20 protein-coding genes and 1 pseudogene are annotated in these 18,992 nt (G+C 71.3%); 13 read left to right on the forward strand and 8 right to left on the reverse strand.

The window, feature by feature from the left end; translation table 11 throughout:
• Positions 1-52: 52 nt before the first annotated feature.
• Positions 53-1,873 (forward strand): DUF6350 family protein, encoded by a 1,821-nt coding sequence (locus ACIQM0_RS22355; RefSeq protein ID WP_401289465.1) that lies wholly within the window; start codon positions 53-55, stop codon positions 1,871-1,873.
• Here ACIQM0_RS22355 and ACIQM0_RS22360 read toward each other — a convergent pair.
• Entirely contained in the window at positions 1,863-2,858 is a 996-nt protein-coding gene (locus tag ACIQM0_RS22360) for a hypothetical protein (RefSeq protein ID WP_401289272.1), read from the reverse strand. The two genes, ACIQM0_RS22355 and ACIQM0_RS22360, sit on opposite strands and share 11 nt — an antisense overlap.
• Before the next feature lie 384 nt (positions 2,859-3,242).
• Between ACIQM0_RS22360 and purN the strand changes: the two genes are divergently transcribed.
• Positions 3,243-3,899: a phosphoribosylglycinamide formyltransferase gene (gene purN / locus ACIQM0_RS22365; protein ID WP_401289274.1), complete on the forward strand. Its 657-nt coding sequence runs from the start codon at positions 3,243-3,245 to the stop codon at positions 3,897-3,899.
• The gene (gene purH / locus ACIQM0_RS22370) at positions 3,886-5,439 is read left to right on the forward strand and encodes a bifunctional phosphoribosylaminoimidazolecarboxamide formyltransferase/IMP cyclohydrolase (RefSeq protein ID WP_401289277.1); all 1,554 of its coding nucleotides are present in this window, start codon (positions 3,886-3,888) and stop codon (positions 5,437-5,439) included. The genes purN and purH overlap by 14 nt, the downstream gene beginning before the upstream one ends.
• Positions 5,440-5,520: 81 nt before the next feature.
• Here the strand turns inward: purH and ACIQM0_RS22375 are convergent, their stop codons facing one another.
• The gene (locus ACIQM0_RS22375) at positions 5,521-6,300 is read right to left on the reverse strand and encodes an RDD family protein (protein WP_401289279.1); all 780 of its coding nucleotides are present in this window, start codon (positions 6,298-6,300) and stop codon (positions 5,521-5,523) included.
• Between the two features lie 228 nt (positions 6,301-6,528).
• On the opposite strand from ACIQM0_RS22375, the gene ACIQM0_RS22380 reads away from it, so the two are divergent.
• The 4 genes from ACIQM0_RS22380 to ACIQM0_RS22395 all read left to right on the forward strand — a co-directional run bounded on the left by ACIQM0_RS22380 (position 6,529) and on the right by ACIQM0_RS22395 (position 10,785).
• The gene (locus ACIQM0_RS22380; RefSeq protein ID WP_363022183.1) at positions 6,529-7,395 is read left to right on the forward strand and encodes a bifunctional methylenetetrahydrofolate dehydrogenase/methenyltetrahydrofolate cyclohydrolase; all 867 of its coding nucleotides are present in this window, start codon (positions 6,529-6,531) and stop codon (positions 7,393-7,395) included.
• A gap of 20 nt (positions 7,396-7,415) precedes the next feature.
• Positions 7,416-8,030, forward strand: a complete 615-nt coding sequence (locus ACIQM0_RS22385; protein WP_401289282.1) for a DUF3017 domain-containing protein — start codon at positions 7,416-7,418, stop codon at positions 8,028-8,030.
• Between the two features lie 485 nt (positions 8,031-8,515).
• On the forward strand, positions 8,516-9,610 hold the full coding sequence (locus ACIQM0_RS22390; RefSeq protein ID WP_401289284.1) for a helix-turn-helix domain-containing protein: 1,095 nt from the start codon (positions 8,516-8,518) through the stop codon (positions 9,608-9,610).
• Positions 9,611-9,795: 185 nt separating this feature from the next.
• Positions 9,796-10,785, forward strand: a complete 990-nt coding sequence (locus tag ACIQM0_RS22395) for a malate dehydrogenase (protein ID WP_024488992.1) — start codon at positions 9,796-9,798, stop codon at positions 10,783-10,785.
• 117 nt (positions 10,786-10,902) lie between these two features.
• On the opposite strand, the gene ACIQM0_RS22400 is transcribed toward ACIQM0_RS22395, so the two are convergent.
• Together ACIQM0_RS22400 and ACIQM0_RS22405 are read right to left on the reverse strand one after the other, a co-directional pair.
• Positions 10,903-11,631, reverse strand: coding sequence for an isocitrate lyase/phosphoenolpyruvate mutase family protein (locus ACIQM0_RS22400; RefSeq protein WP_401289287.1), 729 nt, complete (start codon positions 11,629-11,631; stop codon positions 10,903-10,905).
• Between the two features lie 43 nt (positions 11,632-11,674).
• Positions 11,675-12,184 carry a carboxymuconolactone decarboxylase family protein gene (locus ACIQM0_RS22405; protein ID WP_363022191.1) on the reverse strand — a complete coding sequence of 170 codons (510 nt, stop codon included), beginning with the start codon at positions 12,182-12,184 and terminating at the stop codon, positions 11,675-11,677.
• Positions 12,185-12,231: 47 nt separating this feature from the next.
• Here ACIQM0_RS22405 and ACIQM0_RS22410 point away from each other — a divergent pair, with 47 nt between their 5' ends.
• Positions 12,232-13,635, forward strand: coding sequence for a PLP-dependent aminotransferase family protein (locus ACIQM0_RS22410; protein WP_401289289.1), 1,404 nt, complete (start codon positions 12,232-12,234; stop codon positions 13,633-13,635).
• Between the two features lie 464 nt (positions 13,636-14,099).
• Here ACIQM0_RS22410 and ACIQM0_RS22415 read toward each other — a convergent pair whose 3' ends face one another.
• Both ACIQM0_RS22415 and ACIQM0_RS22420 read right to left on the reverse strand, forming a co-directional pair.
• On the reverse strand, positions 14,100-14,306 hold the full coding sequence (locus ACIQM0_RS22415) for a hypothetical protein (RefSeq protein ID WP_401289291.1): 207 nt from the start codon (positions 14,304-14,306) through the stop codon (positions 14,100-14,102).
• Positions 14,303-14,542 (reverse strand): hypothetical protein, encoded by a 240-nt coding sequence (locus ACIQM0_RS22420; RefSeq protein WP_401289294.1) that lies wholly within the window; start codon positions 14,540-14,542, stop codon positions 14,303-14,305. The genes ACIQM0_RS22415 and ACIQM0_RS22420 overlap by 4 nt, the downstream gene beginning before the upstream one ends.
• 106 nt (positions 14,543-14,648) lie before the next feature.
• Here ACIQM0_RS22420 and ACIQM0_RS22425 point away from each other — a divergent pair, with 106 nt between their 5' ends.
• From ACIQM0_RS22425 to ACIQM0_RS22440, 4 genes and pseudogenes are all read left to right on the forward strand, one after another.
• The gene (locus tag ACIQM0_RS22425; RefSeq protein WP_401289297.1) at positions 14,649-15,485 is read left to right on the forward strand and encodes a helix-turn-helix transcriptional regulator; all 837 of its coding nucleotides are present in this window, start codon (positions 14,649-14,651) and stop codon (positions 15,483-15,485) included.
• The gene (locus ACIQM0_RS22430) at positions 15,482-15,691 is read left to right on the forward strand and encodes a DUF397 domain-containing protein (RefSeq protein WP_401289299.1); all 210 of its coding nucleotides are present in this window, start codon (positions 15,482-15,484) and stop codon (positions 15,689-15,691) included. Before ACIQM0_RS22425 ends, ACIQM0_RS22430 begins: the two co-directional genes overlap by 4 nt.
• Before the next feature lie 70 nt (positions 15,692-15,761).
• Positions 15,762-15,974, forward strand: a complete 213-nt coding sequence (locus ACIQM0_RS22435; RefSeq protein WP_401289302.1) for a DUF397 domain-containing protein — start codon at positions 15,762-15,764, stop codon at positions 15,972-15,974.
• A gap of 140 nt (positions 15,975-16,114) precedes the next feature.
• Positions 16,115-17,176: pseudogene (locus ACIQM0_RS22440) on the forward strand (helix-turn-helix domain-containing protein).
• A 28-nt stretch (positions 17,177-17,204) separates the two neighbouring features.
• On the opposite strand, the gene ACIQM0_RS22445 reads toward ACIQM0_RS22440, so the two are convergent.
• On the reverse strand, positions 17,205-17,564 hold the full coding sequence (locus ACIQM0_RS22445; RefSeq protein WP_401289304.1) for a hypothetical protein: 360 nt from the start codon (positions 17,562-17,564) through the stop codon (positions 17,205-17,207).
• Positions 17,565-17,656: 92 nt separating this feature from the next.
• Between ACIQM0_RS22445 and ACIQM0_RS22450 the strand changes: the two genes are divergently transcribed.
• A complete protein-coding gene (locus ACIQM0_RS22450) occupies positions 17,657-17,869 on the forward strand; it encodes a DUF397 domain-containing protein (protein ID WP_401289307.1) in 213 nt (70 codons plus the stop codon).
• An 88-nt stretch (positions 17,870-17,957) separates the two neighbouring features.
• Here the strand turns inward: ACIQM0_RS22450 and ACIQM0_RS22455 are convergent, their stop codons facing one another.
• Positions 17,958-18,944, reverse strand: coding sequence for a hypothetical protein (locus tag ACIQM0_RS22455; RefSeq protein ID WP_401289310.1), 987 nt, complete (start codon positions 18,942-18,944; stop codon positions 17,958-17,960).
• Positions 18,945-18,992 lie beyond the last annotated feature (48 nt).

The raw sequence follows: 18,992 nt of genomic DNA on the forward strand, positions 1-18,992 counted from the left end.
CCCGTTACATGGATTAAGCGCGTGTCGTTGGCAGCATTGCGGTGTGACCCAAGTGACCGAACGCAGCCCGTCGTTGTCGGCAGAGCACGGACGGCCCGCCGTACTGGCCTCCGCGCTGCTGCGCGGGGCGCTTGCCGCAGGGCTCGGACTGGGCTCTGTCGCCGCGCTCGTCATGGTGCTGTGGATCAGCTCCCCGGCCTCCGACAGCAGCCCCGGCGAGGCCGTCCACACGGCCGCCGGCCTGTGGCTGCTGGCCCATGGCACCGAACTGATCAGAACCGACACCCTGACCGGGGCCCCGGCCCCCGTCGGGCTCGTCCCGCTTCTGTTCGCCGCCATGCCGGTCTGGCTGGTGCACCGCGCGGCCAGGGATGTGCTGGAGCCCGAGGAGGGCCGCGGGGCCCCTTCGCCCGCAGCCGCGTTCGCCCTGGTGACGGGCGGATATCTGCTGGTCGGGGCGGTGGTCGCGCTCTACGTGCGGGGCGCCTCGCTGTCCGCGGAGCCGCTGTCCCTGCTGTTCCCCTCGGCCGTTGTGGTGGCGGGCGCCGCGGCGGCCGGGGTGTGGACGGCCTCCGGGCGCCCGCTCGGACCGCCGCCCTCCTGGGCGCCGGTACGGCTGCACGAGGCGATGGCACGCTCCAGGTTCGTCCGGCGGGCGGAGGTGGTGGGCCGGTCCGCGGCGGCCGGGGTGATGGTCCTGCTGGGCGGTGGTGCGCTCGTGGTCGCGGCGGCGCTGGTGTGGCACGCGGATCCGGTTCAGGACTCGTTCCTGCGGCTGTCCGGCGACTGGGCCGGGCGGTTCGCGGTGCTGTTCCTCGCGCTGCTGCTGGTGCCGAACGCGGCGGTGTGGGGCGCCGCGTACGGGCTCGGGCCGGGGTTCGCGCTCGGTACGGCGTCCACGGTCGCCCCGGTCGCCTTCGTGGGCCGCCCCGCGGTGCCGGACTTCCCGCTGCTGGCCGCGCTGCCGGCCGAGGGCGCGGGGACGCCGCTGAACTGGGCGACCGCGGCGGTCCCGGTCGCGGCGGCGCTGACGGTCGCCTGGTTCACCGTGCGACGGGCGGCGCCCGCCGACGGTGCGCGCGAGGACGCGTGGAGCCTGGGGGAGACCGCGTTCACCGCCGTGCTGGGGGCGCTGGGCTGCGGGATCGGCGCCGCGCTGCTGGCGGCGGCGGCCGGGGGGCGGCTCGGGAACCGGGCCCTGGCGGAGTTCGGCCCCGTGTGGTGGCTCACGGGGGCGGCGGCCCTCGCGTGGACGGTGGCCCTCGGTGTCCCGGTGGCGCTGGTGCTGCGGGCCTGGCGGCTGCGTGTACGTACCGCCTCCGAGGAGCCGACGGCCGAGCCGACGGCCGAGGCGACGACCGGAGCGAACACGGCGAACACGGCGGAAGCGACCACAGCGGAAGTGCCCACATCGATCACAGCGACCACAGCGACAACAGTGACCACAACGGCCGAAGTGACAGAAGAGGCGCAGGGGGCCCAGGCGACAGAAGAGGCGGCCGCGCCGACCGGACGCAGTTGGTGGGGCCGCCGAAAGGCGGACCCGGAACCGGACCCGGACCCGGACGGCGCGGAGGCCGGGGCAGCCCCCGTCCCCGGCCACGCTCCGGCAGCCATGCCCGCACAGGGACGCGGGCACGCGTCCCTGTCCGTATCTCCGTCCCCGTCCCTGTCCCCGTCCGCATCCCCGCCCGCACCCGCATCGGGCGCCTCCGCCGGGACCGGCGTCGGCGGCCTCGGCGAGCCGGGCGACGAGGACGGCGAGCTGTACGACTTCCTGCCGACCGGTTCCTGGCACGCGAGGGCGGCCGACGAACGGGTGGACCGGCCGGCGGATGCCGGACCGGTCCACCCGCCGGACGCTACTTCTTGACGCCGAAGAGGGGTTCCAGCGGCTTCGGCAGCAGATCGTTGCAGGACACCTGGCCCGACTTGGTGAGGGCGTCGTTCACGCAGGTGTAGTAGTCCCGGTAGACCAGCTGCACCGTGAACGACGTCGCGACGATCGCCAGAGCGATCAGCGCCGTCACCAGACCGCTGACCGCGGCCGTCGTCTGCTGCCGGCTGCCGCGCTGAGCGAACGCGGTGCCCGGCGTGCCCGGTGCCCCCGGCGCGGCTGCGGCCCCCGGTGCTGCTGCGGATCCCGCCGCGGGGGCCGGGTCGGCACCGCCACCGGTCCCGGCGGCTGCGCCCGAGGGCGATCCGGCCGACGTCTCGCCTGTCGCCGACGGTTCCTTCGGCTTGGCCCGGAGTGCGCTGATGGACCAGTAGGTCGCGAGCGCGCCCAAGAGCAGGGCGATTTCCGGCAGATCGAAGATCGCGAAGAAGAACGCCCACATGCCGGCGAGCAGTGAGTAGCGCGCCCGGCGCTGGACGGGGTCGGTCGGGTCCCAGCGCATACCGCCGGGCTTGCCCTCCTTGCCGTTCCGGCCGCCACCCTGTCCGTTCGGCCCGGCGGGCCCGGCGGGCCGCCCGCCGAAGTCGCCGCTCTGGCGTCCCGGCTGGTGGCTGCTCCACTGGCTGCCCCAGACGGGCCGGTTGTCGGGGGAGCCGCCGTCGGGGGCGTCCCCGCCGTCGCCGTTGTTCTCGCCGTTGCCGTGGGTACCGCCGTTGACCGGCTGGCGCGGCTGCCACGGCTGGTCGGGGCGGTCCTCCGGCGGCGGCGCGAAGGGGTTGTCGTCCTCGGGACGGGCGCCGGAGGACCCGGAGGACCCCGACGGCGAGGAGGAGGAAGACGAGGAAGAGGAAGAGGAGGAAGAGGAGGAGCCCGGCGTGGGGGACTGGCGCTCCCGCATCAGCAGTGAGGTCCGCTCGGGCAGCGGGTGGCGGAAGGCGGTGCGGCGGCGTCGGTCCGGCATATGGTGAACGTCTTCCCCATCTCGTCATGTCCGCCCTGTGGACGGTTCCGCCCTGTGGACGGTTCGCTGTCACCTGACGCTACCTCCCGGCGAGGAGGGGCCGAAAGCTGGGCGTGCACGCGCGGTGGCCCACAGCCGCCGCCCGGAGCGCCCACTCCCGCACGAGGCGGAGCGCCACCGGTCCCTCACCCCCGTCACGCGGGGGCCTCGTGAGGTGCCGGTATCGTTGCTGACGGTCGACTCGTTCGTAGAGTTCCCCGTATCGGGGGGCGTGCTTCTTTCGTATGACCGTACAAACAGCATGGCCGTCGTGCCGCACCTCCCGCAATGCGGCTGGCGGTGCGGCCGCTTCGAACTGCTCCACACGCGAGAAAGGGCCCAGCCGTGGCCTCCCCGCTCTCCTCCGCCGCCCCGGCCCGACTGGTCGTGCTGGTCTCCGGTTCCGGTACGAACCTCCAAGCCCTGCTCGACGCGATCGGTGACGACCCCGAGGGGTACGGCGCACAGGTGGTCGCGGTCGGTGCGGACCGCGACGGCATCGCCGGTCTGGAGCGGGCCGAACGGGCCGGAATCCCCACTTTCGTGTGCCGGGTCAAGGACCACGCGTCCCGCGCGCAGTGGGATGCCGCGCTCGCCGCGGCCACCGCCGCGCACCGCCCGGACCTCGTCGTGTCCGCGGGGTTCATGAAGATCGTGGGCAAGGAGTTCCTCGCCGGGTTCGGTGGCCGGTTCATCAACACCCACCCCGCCCTGCTCCCGAGCTTTCCCGGTGCCCACGGCGTGCGTGACGCGCTCGCGTACGGCGTGAAGGTCACCGGGTGCACCGTCCACTTCGTCGACGACGGCGTCGACACCGGTCCGATCATCGCGCAGGGCGTGGTCGAGGTGACCGAAGAGGACACCCCGGAGGGCGAAGCAGCCCTCCATGAACGCATCAAGGAAGTCGAGCGCAAGCTGCTCGTCGAGGCCGTGGGGCGGCTCGCCCGTGACGGCTATCGCATTGAGGGACGAAAGGTTCATCTCGATCATGTCGGTGAATAAGCCCATCCGCCGCGCCCTGGTCAGCGTCTACGACAAGACCGGGCTCGAAGACCTCGCCCGCGGTCTGCACGAGGCCGGTGTCGAGCTGGTCTCCACCGGTTCCACCGCCGGGAGGATCGCGGCCGCCGGAGTGCCGGTCACCAAGGTCGAGGAGCTCACCGGCTTCCCCGAGTGCCTCGACGGCCGCGTCAAGACGCTGCACCCCCGCGTCCACGCCGGCATCCTGGCCGACCTCCGCCTCGACGCCCACCGCGAGCAGCTCGCCGAGCTGGGCGTGGAGCCGTTCGACCTGGTGGTCGTCAACCTCTACCCGTTCAAGGAGACCGTCGCCTCCGGCGCCTCGGCCGACGAGTGCGTGGAGCAGATCGACATCGGCGGCCCCTCGATGGTCCGCGCCGCCGCCAAGAACCACCCGTCGGTGGCCGTCGTCACCAGCCCCGAGCGGTACGCCGACGTGCTCACCGCGGTCAAGGCGGGCGGCTTCGACCTGACCGCCCGCAAGCGGCTCGCCGCCGAGGCCTTCCAGCACACCGCCGCGTACGACGTGGCCGTCGCCTCCTGGTTCGCCGCCGACTACGCCGCCGCCGACGACTCGGGCTTCCCCGACTTCTTCGGTACGACGTACGAGCGCCAGGACGTCCTGCGCTACGGCGAGAACCCGCACCAGCCCGCCGCGCTCTACACCTCCGGCACCGGCGGCCTGGCCGGTGCCGAGCAGCTGCACGGCAAGGCGATGTCGTACAACAACTACACGGACACCGACGCCGCGCGCCGGGCCGCGTACGACCACGCCGAGCCGTGCGTCGCGATCATCAAGCACGCCAACCCGTGTGGCATCGCGATCGCCGACGACGTCGCGGAGGCGCACCGCAACGCGCACGCCTGCGACCCGCTGTCGGCGTACGGCGGTGTCATCGCCGTCAACCGTCCGGTGACCGTCGCCATGGCCGAGCAGGTCGCGGAGATCTTCACCGAGGTCATCGTCGCCCCGGCGTACGAGGACGGCGCGGTCGAGGTCCTGTCCCGCAAGAAGAACATCCGCGTGCTGCGCTGCCCCGAGGCCCCGTCGGCCGAGGTCGAGGTCAAGCCGATCGACGGCGGTGCGCTGCTCCAGGTCACCGACCGCCTCCAGGCTGACGGCGACGACCCGGCCAACTGGACGCTCGCCACCGGCGAGGCGCTCTCCGCCGATGAGCTCAGGGAGCTCTCCTTCGCCTGGAAGGCGTGCCGCGCGGTCAAGTCCAACGCGATCCTGCTCGCCCGGGACGGCGCCTCCGTCGGCGTCGGCATGGGCCAGGTCAACCGCGTCGACTCCGCGAAGCTCGCCGTCGAGCGGGCGGGCGAGGAGCGGGCGCGGGGCGCGTACGCGGCCTCCGACGCCTTCTTCCCCTTCCCCGACGGGCTGGAGATCCTGACGGCGGCCGGTATCAAGGCCGTGGCCCAGCCGGGCGGTTCGGTCCGCGACGAGCTGGTGGTCGAGGCCGCGAAGAAGGCGGGCGTGGCGATGTACTTCACCGGCACCCGGCACTTCTTCCACTGAGCCCGGACGGTCCCCACGGCGAAGGGCCGGTCTCCCCGAACTCGTTCGGGGAGACCGGCCCTTCGCGTGGTGCGGTCCGCGTTACTGCTTGATCACCAGGGTGCCGGCGGCACGGTCGTGCCAGCCCTGCAGCTTCCCGGAGTTGTCGAAGAACGGGGACAGGTACGTGAGGATGGCGCCGATGTAGCAGAGGAACGCGCCGACGATCGGGATGATCCAGCGGATGAAGCCGGCACCGAGGCCCGGGGCCAGGCCCGTGTTCTCCTTGACGACCTTCAGCCCGAGCGCCTTCTTGCCCAGCGTGGCGCCGATCAGCGAGATCAGCAGCCACTCGTAGAGCAGCGTGATCAGGATGAAGAGGGCCAGCACGCCGAACATGGTGGCGATGATGCTGACGCTCGCGTCGTTGGCACAGGACTGGTAGCCCGGGTCCAGGGAGCTGCCGCAGTCGTCGGTGCTCTTCGCGAGGCCCATGGCGCTCGCCAGGCCGATCGCGCTGAGGATGCCGTAGAGCACGCCGATGACGACGCCGTCTATGCAACGGGCGCCGAGGCGGCGGCCCATCGAGGCGACCTCGACCGTGCCGAGCGTCGGGATGTTGATGTAGCCGCTGTTGGCCTGGAGCGTGCCGGGGGCCTGGGGCGGGTAGCCGTAGCCGGGCTGGCCCTGCGGCGGGACGCCGGGCTGCTGCTGCGGGTAGCCGTAACCGGGCTGGCCCTGCGGCGGGACGCCCTGCGGGGCCTGCTGCGGGTAGCCGTATCCGGGCTGGCCCTGCGGCGGCTGGCCCTGCGGCGGCTGACCGGGCTGCTGGCCCGGCTGCTCGCCGTAGGGGTTGTTCGGGTTCGGGTCGCCGAAGCTCATCTGGGCGTTTCCTCCAACGGACATACGGGGACGAATGCGGCCGCGCGGAGGAAAGAAAACATCAGCGGTCCGCCCCCCGGGTACATCTGCGGCACTGCGGCCTTCATCGTTATAAGCGGGATGTAAGTTTGTCCAGCCGCAGTACGAGAAGTTGTCCAAGTGCAACCTTGTGTCCACGGTCGGTACCTGTACTTGGTCCCCGGGCGGGTCATCCGCGAGAATGCCCGCATGACTGCCCAGATTCTCGATGGCAAAGCCACCGCAGCCGTGATCAAGTCCGATCTCACCGCCCGCGTGGCGGCCCTCAGGGCGCGGGGTGTCACCCCCGGCCTGGGAACCCTGCTGGTGGGGGACGACCCGGGCAGCAGGTGGTACGTGAACGGCAAGCACCGCGACTGCGCGCAGGTCGGCATCGGCTCCATTCAGCGCGAACTCCCCGACACCGCCACCCAGGAGGAGATCGAGGACGTCGTACGGGAACTCAACGCCGATCCCGAGTGCACGGGTTACATCGTGCAGCTCCCCCTTCCCAAGGGAATCGACACCAACCGCGTTCTGGAACTGATGGATCCGGCCAAGGACGCCGACGGCCTCCACCCGATGAGCCTCGGCCGGCTCGTGCTCAACGAGGCGGGACCGCTGCCCTGCACCCCGCAGGGTGTCGTGCAGCTGCTCCGCCACCACGGTGTGGAGATCAACGGGGCACATGTCGTGGTCGTCGGACGCGGTGTCACCATCGGCCGCTCGATCCCGCTGCTGCTGACCCGCAAGTCGGAGAACGCCACGGTCACCCAGTGCCACACCGGTACGCGCGACCTCTCCTCACACCTGCGGCAGGCCGACATCATCGTCGCGGCCGCCGGTGTGCCGCACATCATCAAGCCCGAGGACGTGAAGCCGGGCGCGGCCGTGCTCGACGTCGGCGTCAGCCGGGACGAGAACGGCAAGATCGTCGGCGATGTCCACCCGGGCGTCGCCGAGGTCGCCGCGTGGATCTCGCCGAACCCGGGCGGTGTCGGCCCGATGACCCGTGCCCAGTTGCTCGTCAACGTGGTCGAGGCGGCCGAGCGCGACTCCGTCCCGTCCGCGGGCTGATCCGAACCGGAAGGAACCCCATGGGTGCTGGTACGAGTCCGGCCGACCGGGCCGCCGCTGCGGACGGGCCGGTCGCCGAGCAGCCCGAGGTGCGGGCCGAGGCCTTGGCCGACGGTGCTGCCGACGCCCCGGCCGGCGAGGAGCCCGCGGCTTCGGGTGAGGGGGCGACGGCGGCGACCCCGGGCGATGGTTCGGACGCCCGCACCGGCAGCCACCCGGCACCCGGTCCCGCGGCGGGCCGGTCGCGGCCGGCGGCGTCGCTCACCCTGGACACCGCGCGTCCCGAGGGCGGCGGCCGGGCGGCGGGCGGGGACGCCCCGGCCCCCGCCCGTCAGTGGCCGTTGCTCGCGGTGCTCGGCACGGCCGCGATCGGCCTGCTGATCGTGGCCTCCGAGCCCTTCGAGCAGGCCTTCCGGATCGGCACGATACTGATCGGCGTGGCGCTCATCGGGGGCGCTGTGCTCCGCCTCGTGATCCCCTCGGTGGGCATGCTCGCGGTGCGCTCCCGCTTCACGGACCTGGTGACGTACGGACTGCTGGGCGTCCTCATCGTGATGCTCTCGCTGATGGCGCAGCCCAAGCCGTGGCTGGACATCCCGTTCCTGGAGAACGCGGTCCACTTCACGATCCGCTGAATCCGTGCGGCCGCCCCGGGCCGCGGTCCGGGGCCCGTCCCCTCCCCCGAGAAGGGACGGACGCCGGAGGCGGGACGGGGCACGCCCGGAGCGAAAAGCTCCGGAATGCGGCGAGTTGAGCGGCCTTGCCCCGTCCTGACTCCAGCCTTGTGGTTGGGGGAGGTCTGTTCAAGGGATGGCTGTGGCCTGTGGCACGGAAGTGACCATTCCGCCACGGTGTGATCGTCAGGCAACGATGGCAGACTGGCCCGGCAGGCAGCGGGCGAACCGGGCGAGGCAGGGGCGCGCGAGGGTGCGTACCGGACTTCCGGGTGCAACCGTGCGCTCTCGCTCCAGGAACTGGCGGCCTGCGTGCGCGCATCCACCTGGGTAGTCCGGGGCGGAAGACCACCGGTTCCGGACAGGGGGAGCGGTGTGCGATGCGCCGGGCGCGTCCGGGGGCTGCGGAAGCCGACACGATGTGAAGTGGGAAGTAGGGGGAAGTAATGCCTCGTTGGAAGGCACTGCCGGAGGATCTCGACCCACAGGTACGGGAGTTCGCGGGCCAGCTGCGCAGGCTCGTCGACCGCAGCGGTCTGAGCCTCGCGGCGGTGGCCGACCGTACGGGGTACAGCAGGACGTCGTGGGAGCGGTATCTGAACGGGCGGCTGCTCGCCCCCAGGGGCGCGATCGTCGCGCTCGCAGAGGTGACGGGCGCCAACCACGCACATCTGAACACCATGTGGGAGCTGACGGAACGGGCCTGGAGCCGTGCCGAGATGCGCCACGACATGACGATGGAAGGCATGCGGATCATCCAGGCGCGTGCCGCGCTCGGCGAGACCGGGCAGCCGTCGCGCGGGCACGGCAGGAGCCGCCCCTCCGGTGCCGTCGGCACGGCCGAGGGCGCGGCGGCGGGTGCGAGCGACGGGGACCGCTCACCGTCCGTACCGGTCCAGCGCGGGACCGTTCCGCAGGTCCCGCAGCAGCCGTACGCCTGGCCGGACCAGCAGCCGCAGGCCTGGCCGGACCAGCAGAGGGATCCGGGGCCCGGCCGGCCGCCCGCACGCCGTGGCACCGGTGGTGGGCGTCGCCGTGACCGCGGCCGCCGCAAACAGCTCGTGGTCGCCGTAGCCGCGGTGGCTGTGCTGCTGGCGGTGACCGGTGTCGTCCTGCTGACCGGTTCGGGCGGTGACCCCGACGCCGACAAGGCCGCCGCGCCTTCCCCGACGCCGACGAGCAGCGCGCCGGAACTGCCGGCCGGGGTCGGGTGCAGCGGCTCCGACTGCGCCGGACAGGACCCCGAGGACATGGGCTGCGGCGGCGAGTACGTCCGTACCGTCTCCAGCGCCACCGTCGGCGCAAGCGTCGTCGAGGTGCGCTACAGCAAGACGTGCGGGGCGGCGTGGGCCCGGATCACCAAGGCGGCCACCGGCGACACCGTACGGATCAGCGCGGGCGGCGCGGGCCAGGACGGCACGGTGTCCGCCGCCGCCGACACGTACACCCCGATGGTCGCCGTGAAGCGGGTCGCCGACATCAAGGCGTGCGCGACCCTCGCGACCGGTACGAAGGGGTGCACGGACGAAGCGTCCGGGTGAGCGCGGGAGTGGCGAGCCGGTGAGCGGGGAGTGACCGGTTGTGTGCGGTGCCACAGGGGGCCGGGCGGCCACGGGGTTCCGGGTCGGATAGCCTGATCGCTGGATATCTCTTCACATCAAGATTCAGGGATGTCCAGCACCAGGGGCCAGGAGCCCCCACCGCCAGCTGTCTAACGGAGATCGCCATGACCCGCACTCCCGTGAATGTCACCGTGACCGGCGCAGCCGGCCAGATCGGCTACGCGCTGCTCTTCCGCATCGCCTCCGGCCACCTGCTCGGCCCGGACGTGCCGGTCAACCTGCGTCTCCTGGAGATCCCGCAGGGTCTGAAGGCCGCCGAGGGCACCGCGATGGAGCTCGACGACTGCGCCTTCCCGCTGCTGCGCAACATCGAGATCACCGACGACGCCAATGTCGGTTTCGCCGGCGCGAACGTCGCCCTGCTCGTCGGCGCCCGCCCGCGCACCAAGGGCATGGAGCGCGGCGACCTGCTCTCCGCCAACGGCGGCATCTTCAAGCCGCAGGGCAAGGCGATCAACGACAACGCCGCGGACGACATCAAGGTCCTCGTCGTCGGCAACCCGGCCAACACCAACGCGCTCATCGCGCAGGCCGCCGCCCCGGACGTACCGGCCGAGCGCTTCACCGCGATGACCCGGCTGGACCACAACCGCGCGATCTCGCAGCTGGCCGCCAAGACCGGTGCCGCCGTCTCCGACATCAAGAAGCTGACGATCTGGGGCAACCACTCGGCCACCCAGTACCCCGACATCTTCCACGCGGAGATCGCCGGCAAGAACGCCGCCGAGCTCGTCAACGACGAGGCCTGGCTGGGCGACACCTTCATCCCGACCGTCGCCAAGCGCGGCGCCGCGATCATCGAGGCCCGTGGCGCGTCCTCGGCCGCCTCCGCCGCGAACGCCGCCATCGACCACGTGCACACCTGGGTCAACGGCACCGCGGCCGGCGACTGGACCTCCATGGGTATCCCGTCGGACGGCTCCTACGGCGTTCCCGAGGGCATCATCTCGTCCTTCCCGGTCACCACCGAGAACGGCACGTACAAGATCGTCCAGGGTCTGGACATCAACGAGTTCTCCCGTGCGCGCATCGACGCGTCGGTGAAGGAGCTCACCGAGGAGCGCGACGCGGTCCGCGAGCTCGGCCTCATCTGATCCCCGGCGGATCCTGACCCGGTCCGCAGCTGATCCACCGCCCGTTCGCGGGTACGCGAATGCCCCCGGCGCAGCGCTCAGCCTGCCGGGGGCGTTCGCGTTTTGTGCGTGGGGGGCTCAGGCCCTCCGCAGCTCGTCGGCGATCCCGCGTACGGCGGCCATCGCCCGGTGCTGGAGACCGGGGCCGAAGGTGATCCGGGCGGCGCCCAGTTCCCCGAGCCGGCGCGGGCCCGGACCCTCCGGCCGGGCCAGCGCGTTGAGCGGTGCGGGTACGGCGGCGGCCAGGCGGGGGAGCGCCTCGGCCGGGGCGCCGATCGGGTAGACGCAGTCCGCGCCCGCGGCCACGTACAGCAGGGCCCGGCGCACGGTCTCCGCCTCCTGGTCCGTGCCCGCCGGGACGCCGCGGACGTAGGTGTCGACGCGGGCGTTGACGAAGAGCCGGTCCCCGGCGGCCGCCCGCACCTCCGCCAGCCGGTCCGCCTGCCGGTCCGCGTCCCTCAGGACACCGTCCACCGAGTCCTCCAGGTTGCAGCCGACGGCCCCGGTGGCGAGCAGCCGTTCCACCAGCTCCTCCGGTGCCAGCCCGTACCCCGCCTCGATGTCGGCCGACACGGGGACGGCGACGGCGCGGGCGATCCGCGTCACCGCGGCGAACATCTCGGCCGCGGGCGTCCGGCCGTCCTCGTACCCGAGCGACGCCGCGACGCCCGCGCTCGGCGTGGCCAGCGCCGGGAAGCCCGCGTCGGCGAAGACGCGGGCGCTCGCGGCGTCCCACGGGCCGGGCAGGACCAGGGGATCGCCGGCGGTGCGGCCGTGGTGCAGCGCGCGGAGGTCGGACGCGGTCATCGCGGTGGCTCCTGAGTCGGATGGGGGGTGCGGGGTGAGCGGATCAGCGGTGGTCGCCGGGGGTGTAGTGGCCCGGGACCATCCGGGTGGTCACGGCGAACCGGTTCCAGGCGTTGATCGTGATGATCGCGGCGACGAGGTGCGCGAGCTCCGCCTCGTCGAAGTGCTTCGCGGCCTTCGCGTACACCTCGTCCGGCACGAAACCGTCGGTCAGGACGGTCACCGCCTCGGTCAGCTCGATCGCCGCGATCTCCTTCGGCGTGTAGAAGTGCTGCGACTCCTCCCACGCGCTGAGCTGCACGATCCGCTGGACGGACTCACCCGCCGCGAGCGCGTCCTTGGTGTGCATGTCGAGGCAGAACGCGCAGTGGTTGAGCTGCGAGGACCGGATCTTCACCAGCTCGGCCACGACCGGGTCGAGCCCCTTGCGGGACGCGGCCTCCAGGCGGGCCATCGCCTTGTAGACGTCGGGAGCGTGCTCGGCCCACTGCATGCGGGGCGTGTGCTCGGTGGTGTATTCGGACGTTGCGTGGCTGTGCTCGTTCGTCGTCATGCATACGACGCTACGCGGTGGGTGGCGCAGCGGTATGGTCCATTTTCATGACAGATCCCTGGGCCACTTTCGGCGCCGACCTGCACATCGACCCGAACGGCGGCACCGGACTGCGGGCCGGGCTCATGGACGCCCTGCGCGAGGCGGCCCGGACGGGCCGGCTGGCACCGGGAACCCGGCTGCCGTCGTCCCGCACCCTCGCGGCCGACCTCGGCATCGCCCGCAACACGGTCGCCGACGCCTACGCGGAACTGGTCGCCGAGGGCTGGCTCACCGCCCGCCAGGGCTCCGGCACCCGCGTCGCACAGCGCGCCGAGCCGCGCCGGGCGGCGGCCAGGGCGCCGCGCTCCCGGCCGCCGCGCACCCGTCCCGCCTACAGCCTGATGCCGGGCTCGCCCGACCTGTCGACGTTCCCGCGCGCCGAGTGGCTCAAGGCGGCCCGGCGCGCCCTCGCCGCGGCACCCAACGAGGCCCTCGGATACGGCGATCCGCGCGGCCGTGTCGAACTGCGTACCGTGCTCGCCGGCTATCTGTCACGGGCCCGCGGCGTGTACGCGGACCCCGACCGCATCGTGGTCTGCTCCGGCTTCGTCCACGGACTGATGCTGATGGGGAAGGTGCTGCGGGAACGCCGGGTGCGGGAGGTGGCCGTCGAGTCGTACGGACTCGACGTGCACACCCGCCTCCTCACCGAGGCCGGGCTGCGCATACCCTGCCTCCCGCTCGACGGACTCGGCTCCGGGACGGGCGAGTTGCCCCGGCTGCGGGGCGCGGGCGCGGTGCTGCTGACACCCGCGCACCAGTTCCCGACCGGGGTGCCGCTCCACCCCGACCGGCGGGCCGCCGCCGTCGACTGGGCCCGGAGCACCGGCGGCCTGATACTGGAGGACGACTACGACGGAGAGTTCCGCTACGACCGCCAGCCGGTCGGCGCACTCCAGGGACTGGACCCCGAACACGTCGTGTACCTGGGCACCGCCAGCAAGTCCCTGGCACCGGGGCTGCGGCTGGGCTGGATGGTCGTCCCGCAGGCGCTGGTGAGCGAGGTGACCGCGGCCAAGGGGCTGAGCGACTGGGCGTCCAGTGCGCTGGACCAGCTGACGCTCGCGGAGTTCATCGCCTCCGGCGCGTACGACCGGCACGTGCGCTCGATGCGGCTGCGCTACCGCAACCGCCGCGACCAGCTTGTCGCGGCGCTGGCGGAACGGGCCCCGTCCATCAGGATCAGCGGGATCGCCGCAGGGATGCACGCCGTACTCGAACTCCCGGCGGGAAGCGAGGCGGACGTGGTCCGCTCCGCGGCCTGGCAGGGGCTGGCGGTGGAAGGGCTGTCCTCCTTCCGCCACCCGGACGCGGAGGTACGCCGGGAGGCCCTGGTCATCGGCTACGGAACCCCGACCGACAGCGCCTGGGCCGGCACACTGGACGCGCTCGTACGGGTGCTGCCGTGAGGTGCGGTACGCGAGGGCCCCACCCGGCGCCGCCGGTGCCCGCCCCACGGCCCGGCCCGACCGGACGCGCCGTACGGCGAGTGTCACCAGCAGTCCGGCGGCGGGGTCGACCACGGTGAACGCGTCGGGGCACCCCGATTCCAGCCGCGCCATCGCCTCGTCCTGCTGCGCCTGCTCCTCGGCCCAGCCCCGAAGCCCGTTCAGCACGGTACGGCTCCGCAGGACGGCCGACCGTACGCCCGTCCCTCCGGAACGCCGCGAGCCGGACCGGGCACCCGGCCCCTCCGCGAGCCGAACCGCCCGCCGCCGCAGCCAGCGCAGCGCGAGCCGGCGATTGCGCACCACGACCTCGCCCAGCGAAACGGCACGCTGCCCGTCGGTCACGGTGATCTCCGCCGCGTAGCCCGCACCGGTCATGCGCTCCCACGCCGGGGGCAGCTCGCTCGCGTGATCGGGGGCGCGCTTCACGTCGGTTCCCCGTGCTCCGGGTGCTCCGGGTGTTCTCCGCGTTCTCCGTGCTCGGCGGCGAGGTGCCGCCTGCGCAGCACCCGGCAGTCGGTCGCCCGGCTCTCGTCCCTCTCGCCCCGGGCCACGGCCTCGGCCAGATCGAGTTCCTGGCACTCCCGGCACTCGGTAGTCCCGGACGGCTCGGCGGTGCTGTGGTCGGTCATGCCACTTCCCCCCGGCTCCTGGCGTTCTCGTACGCGGTACGTGCGCGGAGGCGCTCGTCGGCGGTGGCGAGTCGGACGTGCTCGGGGACGGCTTCCCACTCGGGACCTCCGCCGATGGGCCGCAGCGACCAGTAGGGGCCGGAGGCTCCTCGGAACTCCCCGACGCGGTCGCTACGGGCGCTGTCCACCACGAGTGCCCCGGCGGGCGGGAGTTGGACGTGCTTCTGCTCAGGCATCGCCGCTCCTCTCTGTAGTCGTTTCACTACCAAGGGCGTTCAGCGTGGCTTAGAGTCAGGAGCTGTTCAACGTGTCAGTCGTGAACGAAAGACTGGTGATGTCCCTTTGAACCGCAAGGATTTGGACCCCGAGAGCAGTCCCCAAGCCGCCTTCGGGGCGCGTATCCGCCGTGCACGTGAGGCTCGCGGGTGGAAACAGGAAGAACTCGGCGAGCGGATGGGGTACTCCGGTACGCACATCTCGGCCGTGGAAGTCGGTCGCAAGATGCCGACTCTCCGCTTTTCGCGCAGTGCGGACCAAGTGTTCGGCACCGGAGAAACCGCTGACACGTTCGAACGCCAGTGGCGCGAGATCCGGCACGGATCGCTCCTGGAGGGCTTCCCGCAGTACGTGGGCCACGAGGGCCGGGCCGTGGAGATCCGGCTGTACAACATTGGCATCATTCCGGGGTTGTTGCAGACGCCGGAGTACGCACGGGTGTTGGCGGACAGCGCTGTGCGGAGAGGCGCCATCACGTCCGAACAGGCCGAGGAACGCGTCTCGTTTCTGGCGGAGCGACAGGCGGCGCTTGTGCGCCCCCGGCCACCCATGGTGTTCGTCATCCTGGACGAAAGCTGCATCCGTCGACCCATCGGCGGGGCTGCCGTGATGGAAGCCCAGTTGACGCGTCTCGTCGAGTTCGCCGGACTGTCGAACACTCTGCTCCAGGTGGCACCGTACGAGATTGGTGAGCGCCGCACGTTCGACCTGCCCGTCAATCTGCTGACCCTGTCGGATCGGTCCGTGCTCTGCTACGCCGAGTCTCAGGCGCAGGGGCACCTGGACCGGGAAACTGCGTCCGTGGTGCCCATGTTGACGGCCTACCATCAACTACAGGGCGAAGCGATGTCACAAGCGGCGTCCGTGGCCATGATCAGTGAGTTGCGAAAGGGCATCCCGTGACGACCGAATCCCCGCGTTGGTTCAAGTCCTCGTACAGCAACAACGGCGGCGACTGCATCGAGGTCGCCGCCAATCTCGTCGCCGCGCATGGCGTCGTGCCGGTCCGTGATTCGAAGAACGTGAGCGGCCCGGTCCTGAACGTCGCCCCCGGCTCGTTCGCCTCGTTCGTGGCGGGCGTGAAGGCCGGAGAGTTCGGCAGCATCTGACAGACGGAAGCAGCGCCGCCCCGCTGTACCTGGGTGGGGTCATGGCCGAGCGGTTAGGAAGGGACATCTTGTGACGACCACGCCCGTTCCCCGTTGGTTCAAGTCCTCGTACAGCTCCAACGGCGGTGACTGCGTCGAGGTCGCCGTCAATCTCGTCGCCGCGCATGGCGTCGTGCCGGTCCGTGATTCGAAGAACGTGAGCGGCCCGGTCCTGCGCGTCGCCCCCGGCTCGTTCGTCTTGTTCGTGGCGGGCGTGAAGGGCGGAGAGTTCGGCAGCGTCTGACAGACGGAAGCAGCGCCGCCCCGCTGTGCCTGTGTGGGGACATGACTGAGCGGCTGGTGCTCTGACCGGGATGGTTCGCCGGGTTGGTGGTCGTGGCGGTTGGATATGCGGTGACGTCCGCTCCGACTGCTGGGGGTTTGGTGGCTGAGCCTGTCCGTGCGCGCAGGTTGACCGATCATGAAGGGCAGAAGCTGCAGCAGATCGTGCGGCGGGGCAGCGCCAGTTCGGTGCGGTTCCGCGCGCGATGATGCTGCTGGCTTCGGCAGGCGGGAACCAGGTGCCGGTATCGCTTAGCTGGTGCAGGCCGATGAGGACACTGTCCGGGACGTGATCCACCGGTTCAACGAGATCGGCCTGACCTGTCCGGCCCCTCGGCGGGCGGGAGGCCGTCCCCGCCTGCTCAGTCCGGACGACGAGGACTTCGTCGTCCGGACGGCCACCACCCGCCCCACCAAACTCGGCCAGCCCTTCACCCGTTGGTCACTGCGCAAACTCGTTGCCTACCTGCGGAAAGTCCACGGCCGCGTGATCCGGATCGGCCGCGTAGCGTTACGCGGCCTGCTCGCCCGTCGCGGCGTCACCTTCCAGCGCACCAAGACATGGAAGGAATCCCCCGACCCCGACCGCGATGCGAAGCTGGACCGGATCGAGGAGGTCATGGACCGCTTCCCCGACCGGGTCTTCGCGTTCGACGAGTTCGGCCCGCTCGGGATCCGGCCCACCGCAGGCTCGGGCTGGGTCGAACGGAAACATTCCGACCGCGTGCCGGCCACCTACCACCGCACCCACGGGGTGCGCTACTTCCACGGCTGCTACTCGGTCGGTGACGACCGCCTATGGGGCGTCAATCACCGCGGGAAGGTGCCGCGAACACGCTGGCCGCACTCAAGTCGATCCGCGCTGCCCGGCCCGACGGTGCACTGGGTGAAGAAGAACAAGGTTGAGTTGTGTTTCACCCCGACTTACGCCTCGTGGGTGAACCCGATCGAGGCGCACTTCGGACCGCTGAGGCAGTTCACCATCGCCAACTCGCACCATCCCAACCACACGGTGCAGACCCGGGCCTTGCACGCCTACCTGCGCTGGCGCAACGCCAACGCCCGCCACCGCGACCTCCTGGCCGCCGAACGCAAGGAACGCGCCCGCATCCGCAGCGAGAAGGGCACCCGCTGGGCGGACGCCCCCTCGCACCAGCAGCCTGACCAAACCCGTGACGCGGCAGGCTGTCTCTCAGCCTTCCCGAGGCTCGACTGGGCCAGCTGTACGGGCGCCTGAATCCTTGCGTGCCGAGAGCAGGAACAGGACCGCAGCGGCGGCGGCGAACCCGAGACCGACGTTCGTGCAGACCATGACCGTCTCGAATGAGGCGTCGGCGATCCGAGGAATGCCGTTGACGAGCATGAGAGCGTAGATGCACAGAATGCCGTAGGCACGAAGCCGCATCCCGGCCTGTCGCTTGCGCATCCACGGCGGCGTCCACCGCGCCAGTATCGCCACCGGCACCGGCAGCATGAGCGCCGTGGACACTGCCAGCGCTATCCAGTGGTACAGCGGATTACCGTTCACCCCGCCCCCTTCGTAGGCGATCACCAGCCTACGGAGGGTTGGCGAGGCCCGTCCATGACGAACACCGAGACCTTCCGGCGAACCTATCCGGTCAGAGCACTAGAAAGGGACATCTTGTGACGACCACGCCTACCCCGCAATGGTTCACGTCCTCCTACAGTGACAACGGCGGCGACTGCGTCGAGGTGGCCGTCAATCTCGTCGCCGCGCATGGCGTGGTGCCGGTCCGTGATTCGAAGAACGTGAGCGGCCCGGTCCTGCGCGCCGCCCCCGGCTCGTTCGTCTCGTTCGTGGCGGGCGTGAAGGCCGGAGGGTTCGGCGCCGCCTGAGGACTCGGTCCGGGTGCGCCCGACATCCTCAGCACTCGTCGGCCTCGACCACGCGTAGCCGTCGCGGGCGATCGTCTTGATGACCCGGTCAGAGCACTGGCTGGGCCGTCAGCCCTCTCACCCGGGCCAGCAGAACCCGCACTCCGGCCTGCTCGGATTCGAGTGCTTGCAGACGCTTCTGGATGCTCTGCCGCTGATACTCGGCCTCGACCGACTGCCACGTCTTCGTGTAGTGCACCTGTCGCTTGCAGGCGACATCGGCGACTGCCACGGCTATCTGTTCCTTGGAAACGATGCGCGCGCCGGAGGAAGCGCCTGGGCCGCCCGCTTTCCACCACTTGGGGTCAGCGGCTGCTACGTGTGGTGTGGCGTAGGAGTGACCCGATTTCTTCATACACGCGCGCCAGTCGGCGTCGGCCTTCTCGGCCCGGCCGTCGGCCGTGGTTCTGGACCACGCCTCTGTCTGGGCGGCCCAGACGGCTCTGCCGCGGGACTGGTCGTTCCGGGCGGGAAGGCCGAGTGCTTCGCGTGCCTCGCCGAGGCATCCGCCGTTTCCGCTGCCTGGCCTCGTCGGGCTGGCCTCGCCCGTGTAGGCCTTTCTCGCTGCGGCGGAGATCGAGTGCTCGCGGCGTTTTTCCTGTTCCTCGCCGGCCCTCTCCTGCGCCTGGGTCACCCCCGCTGCCGGTGGCAGCTGGTATCCGTACACAGCAGCGGTGACGGGATCGACGATCCCGTACCGTCTCTCGTCCGGGGAGTGCGCCACTCCTGGCGAGGGCGGTTCGACAGGCCAGGTCAGCCCGAGTTTCCGCATGCACTTCCCGGCCAGGATTTCGACTCCCCGTTCCACTTCGCGTTCCTCCTGGGGCGTCATCTGGTACTGCCCCAGGGGAAGGACGGGCACGGGCGCACCGGCGACGGTCCGAAACGCCCCGCTGCCGCCCGCGTCGACCGAACGGGGGGCAGACTCCGAGGCCGCCGTGCCGTGATCAGTTCGGGCGTGGTCCTCGGCCTGGCAGGCAGTCAGAAGAATCACCGACAGGAATATCGAACACGCTGTGCGCGCTTCTGCTCTCACGGTCCCTCCCCCTCGCATTCGGCGTGCACGCCGTCCGGCCCCGGTTTT

It is taken from the genome of Streptomyces sp. NPDC091387, from assembly GCF_044756945.1.
Taxonomy (GTDB): domain Bacteria; phylum Actinomycetota; class Actinomycetes; order Streptomycetales; family Streptomycetaceae; genus Streptomyces.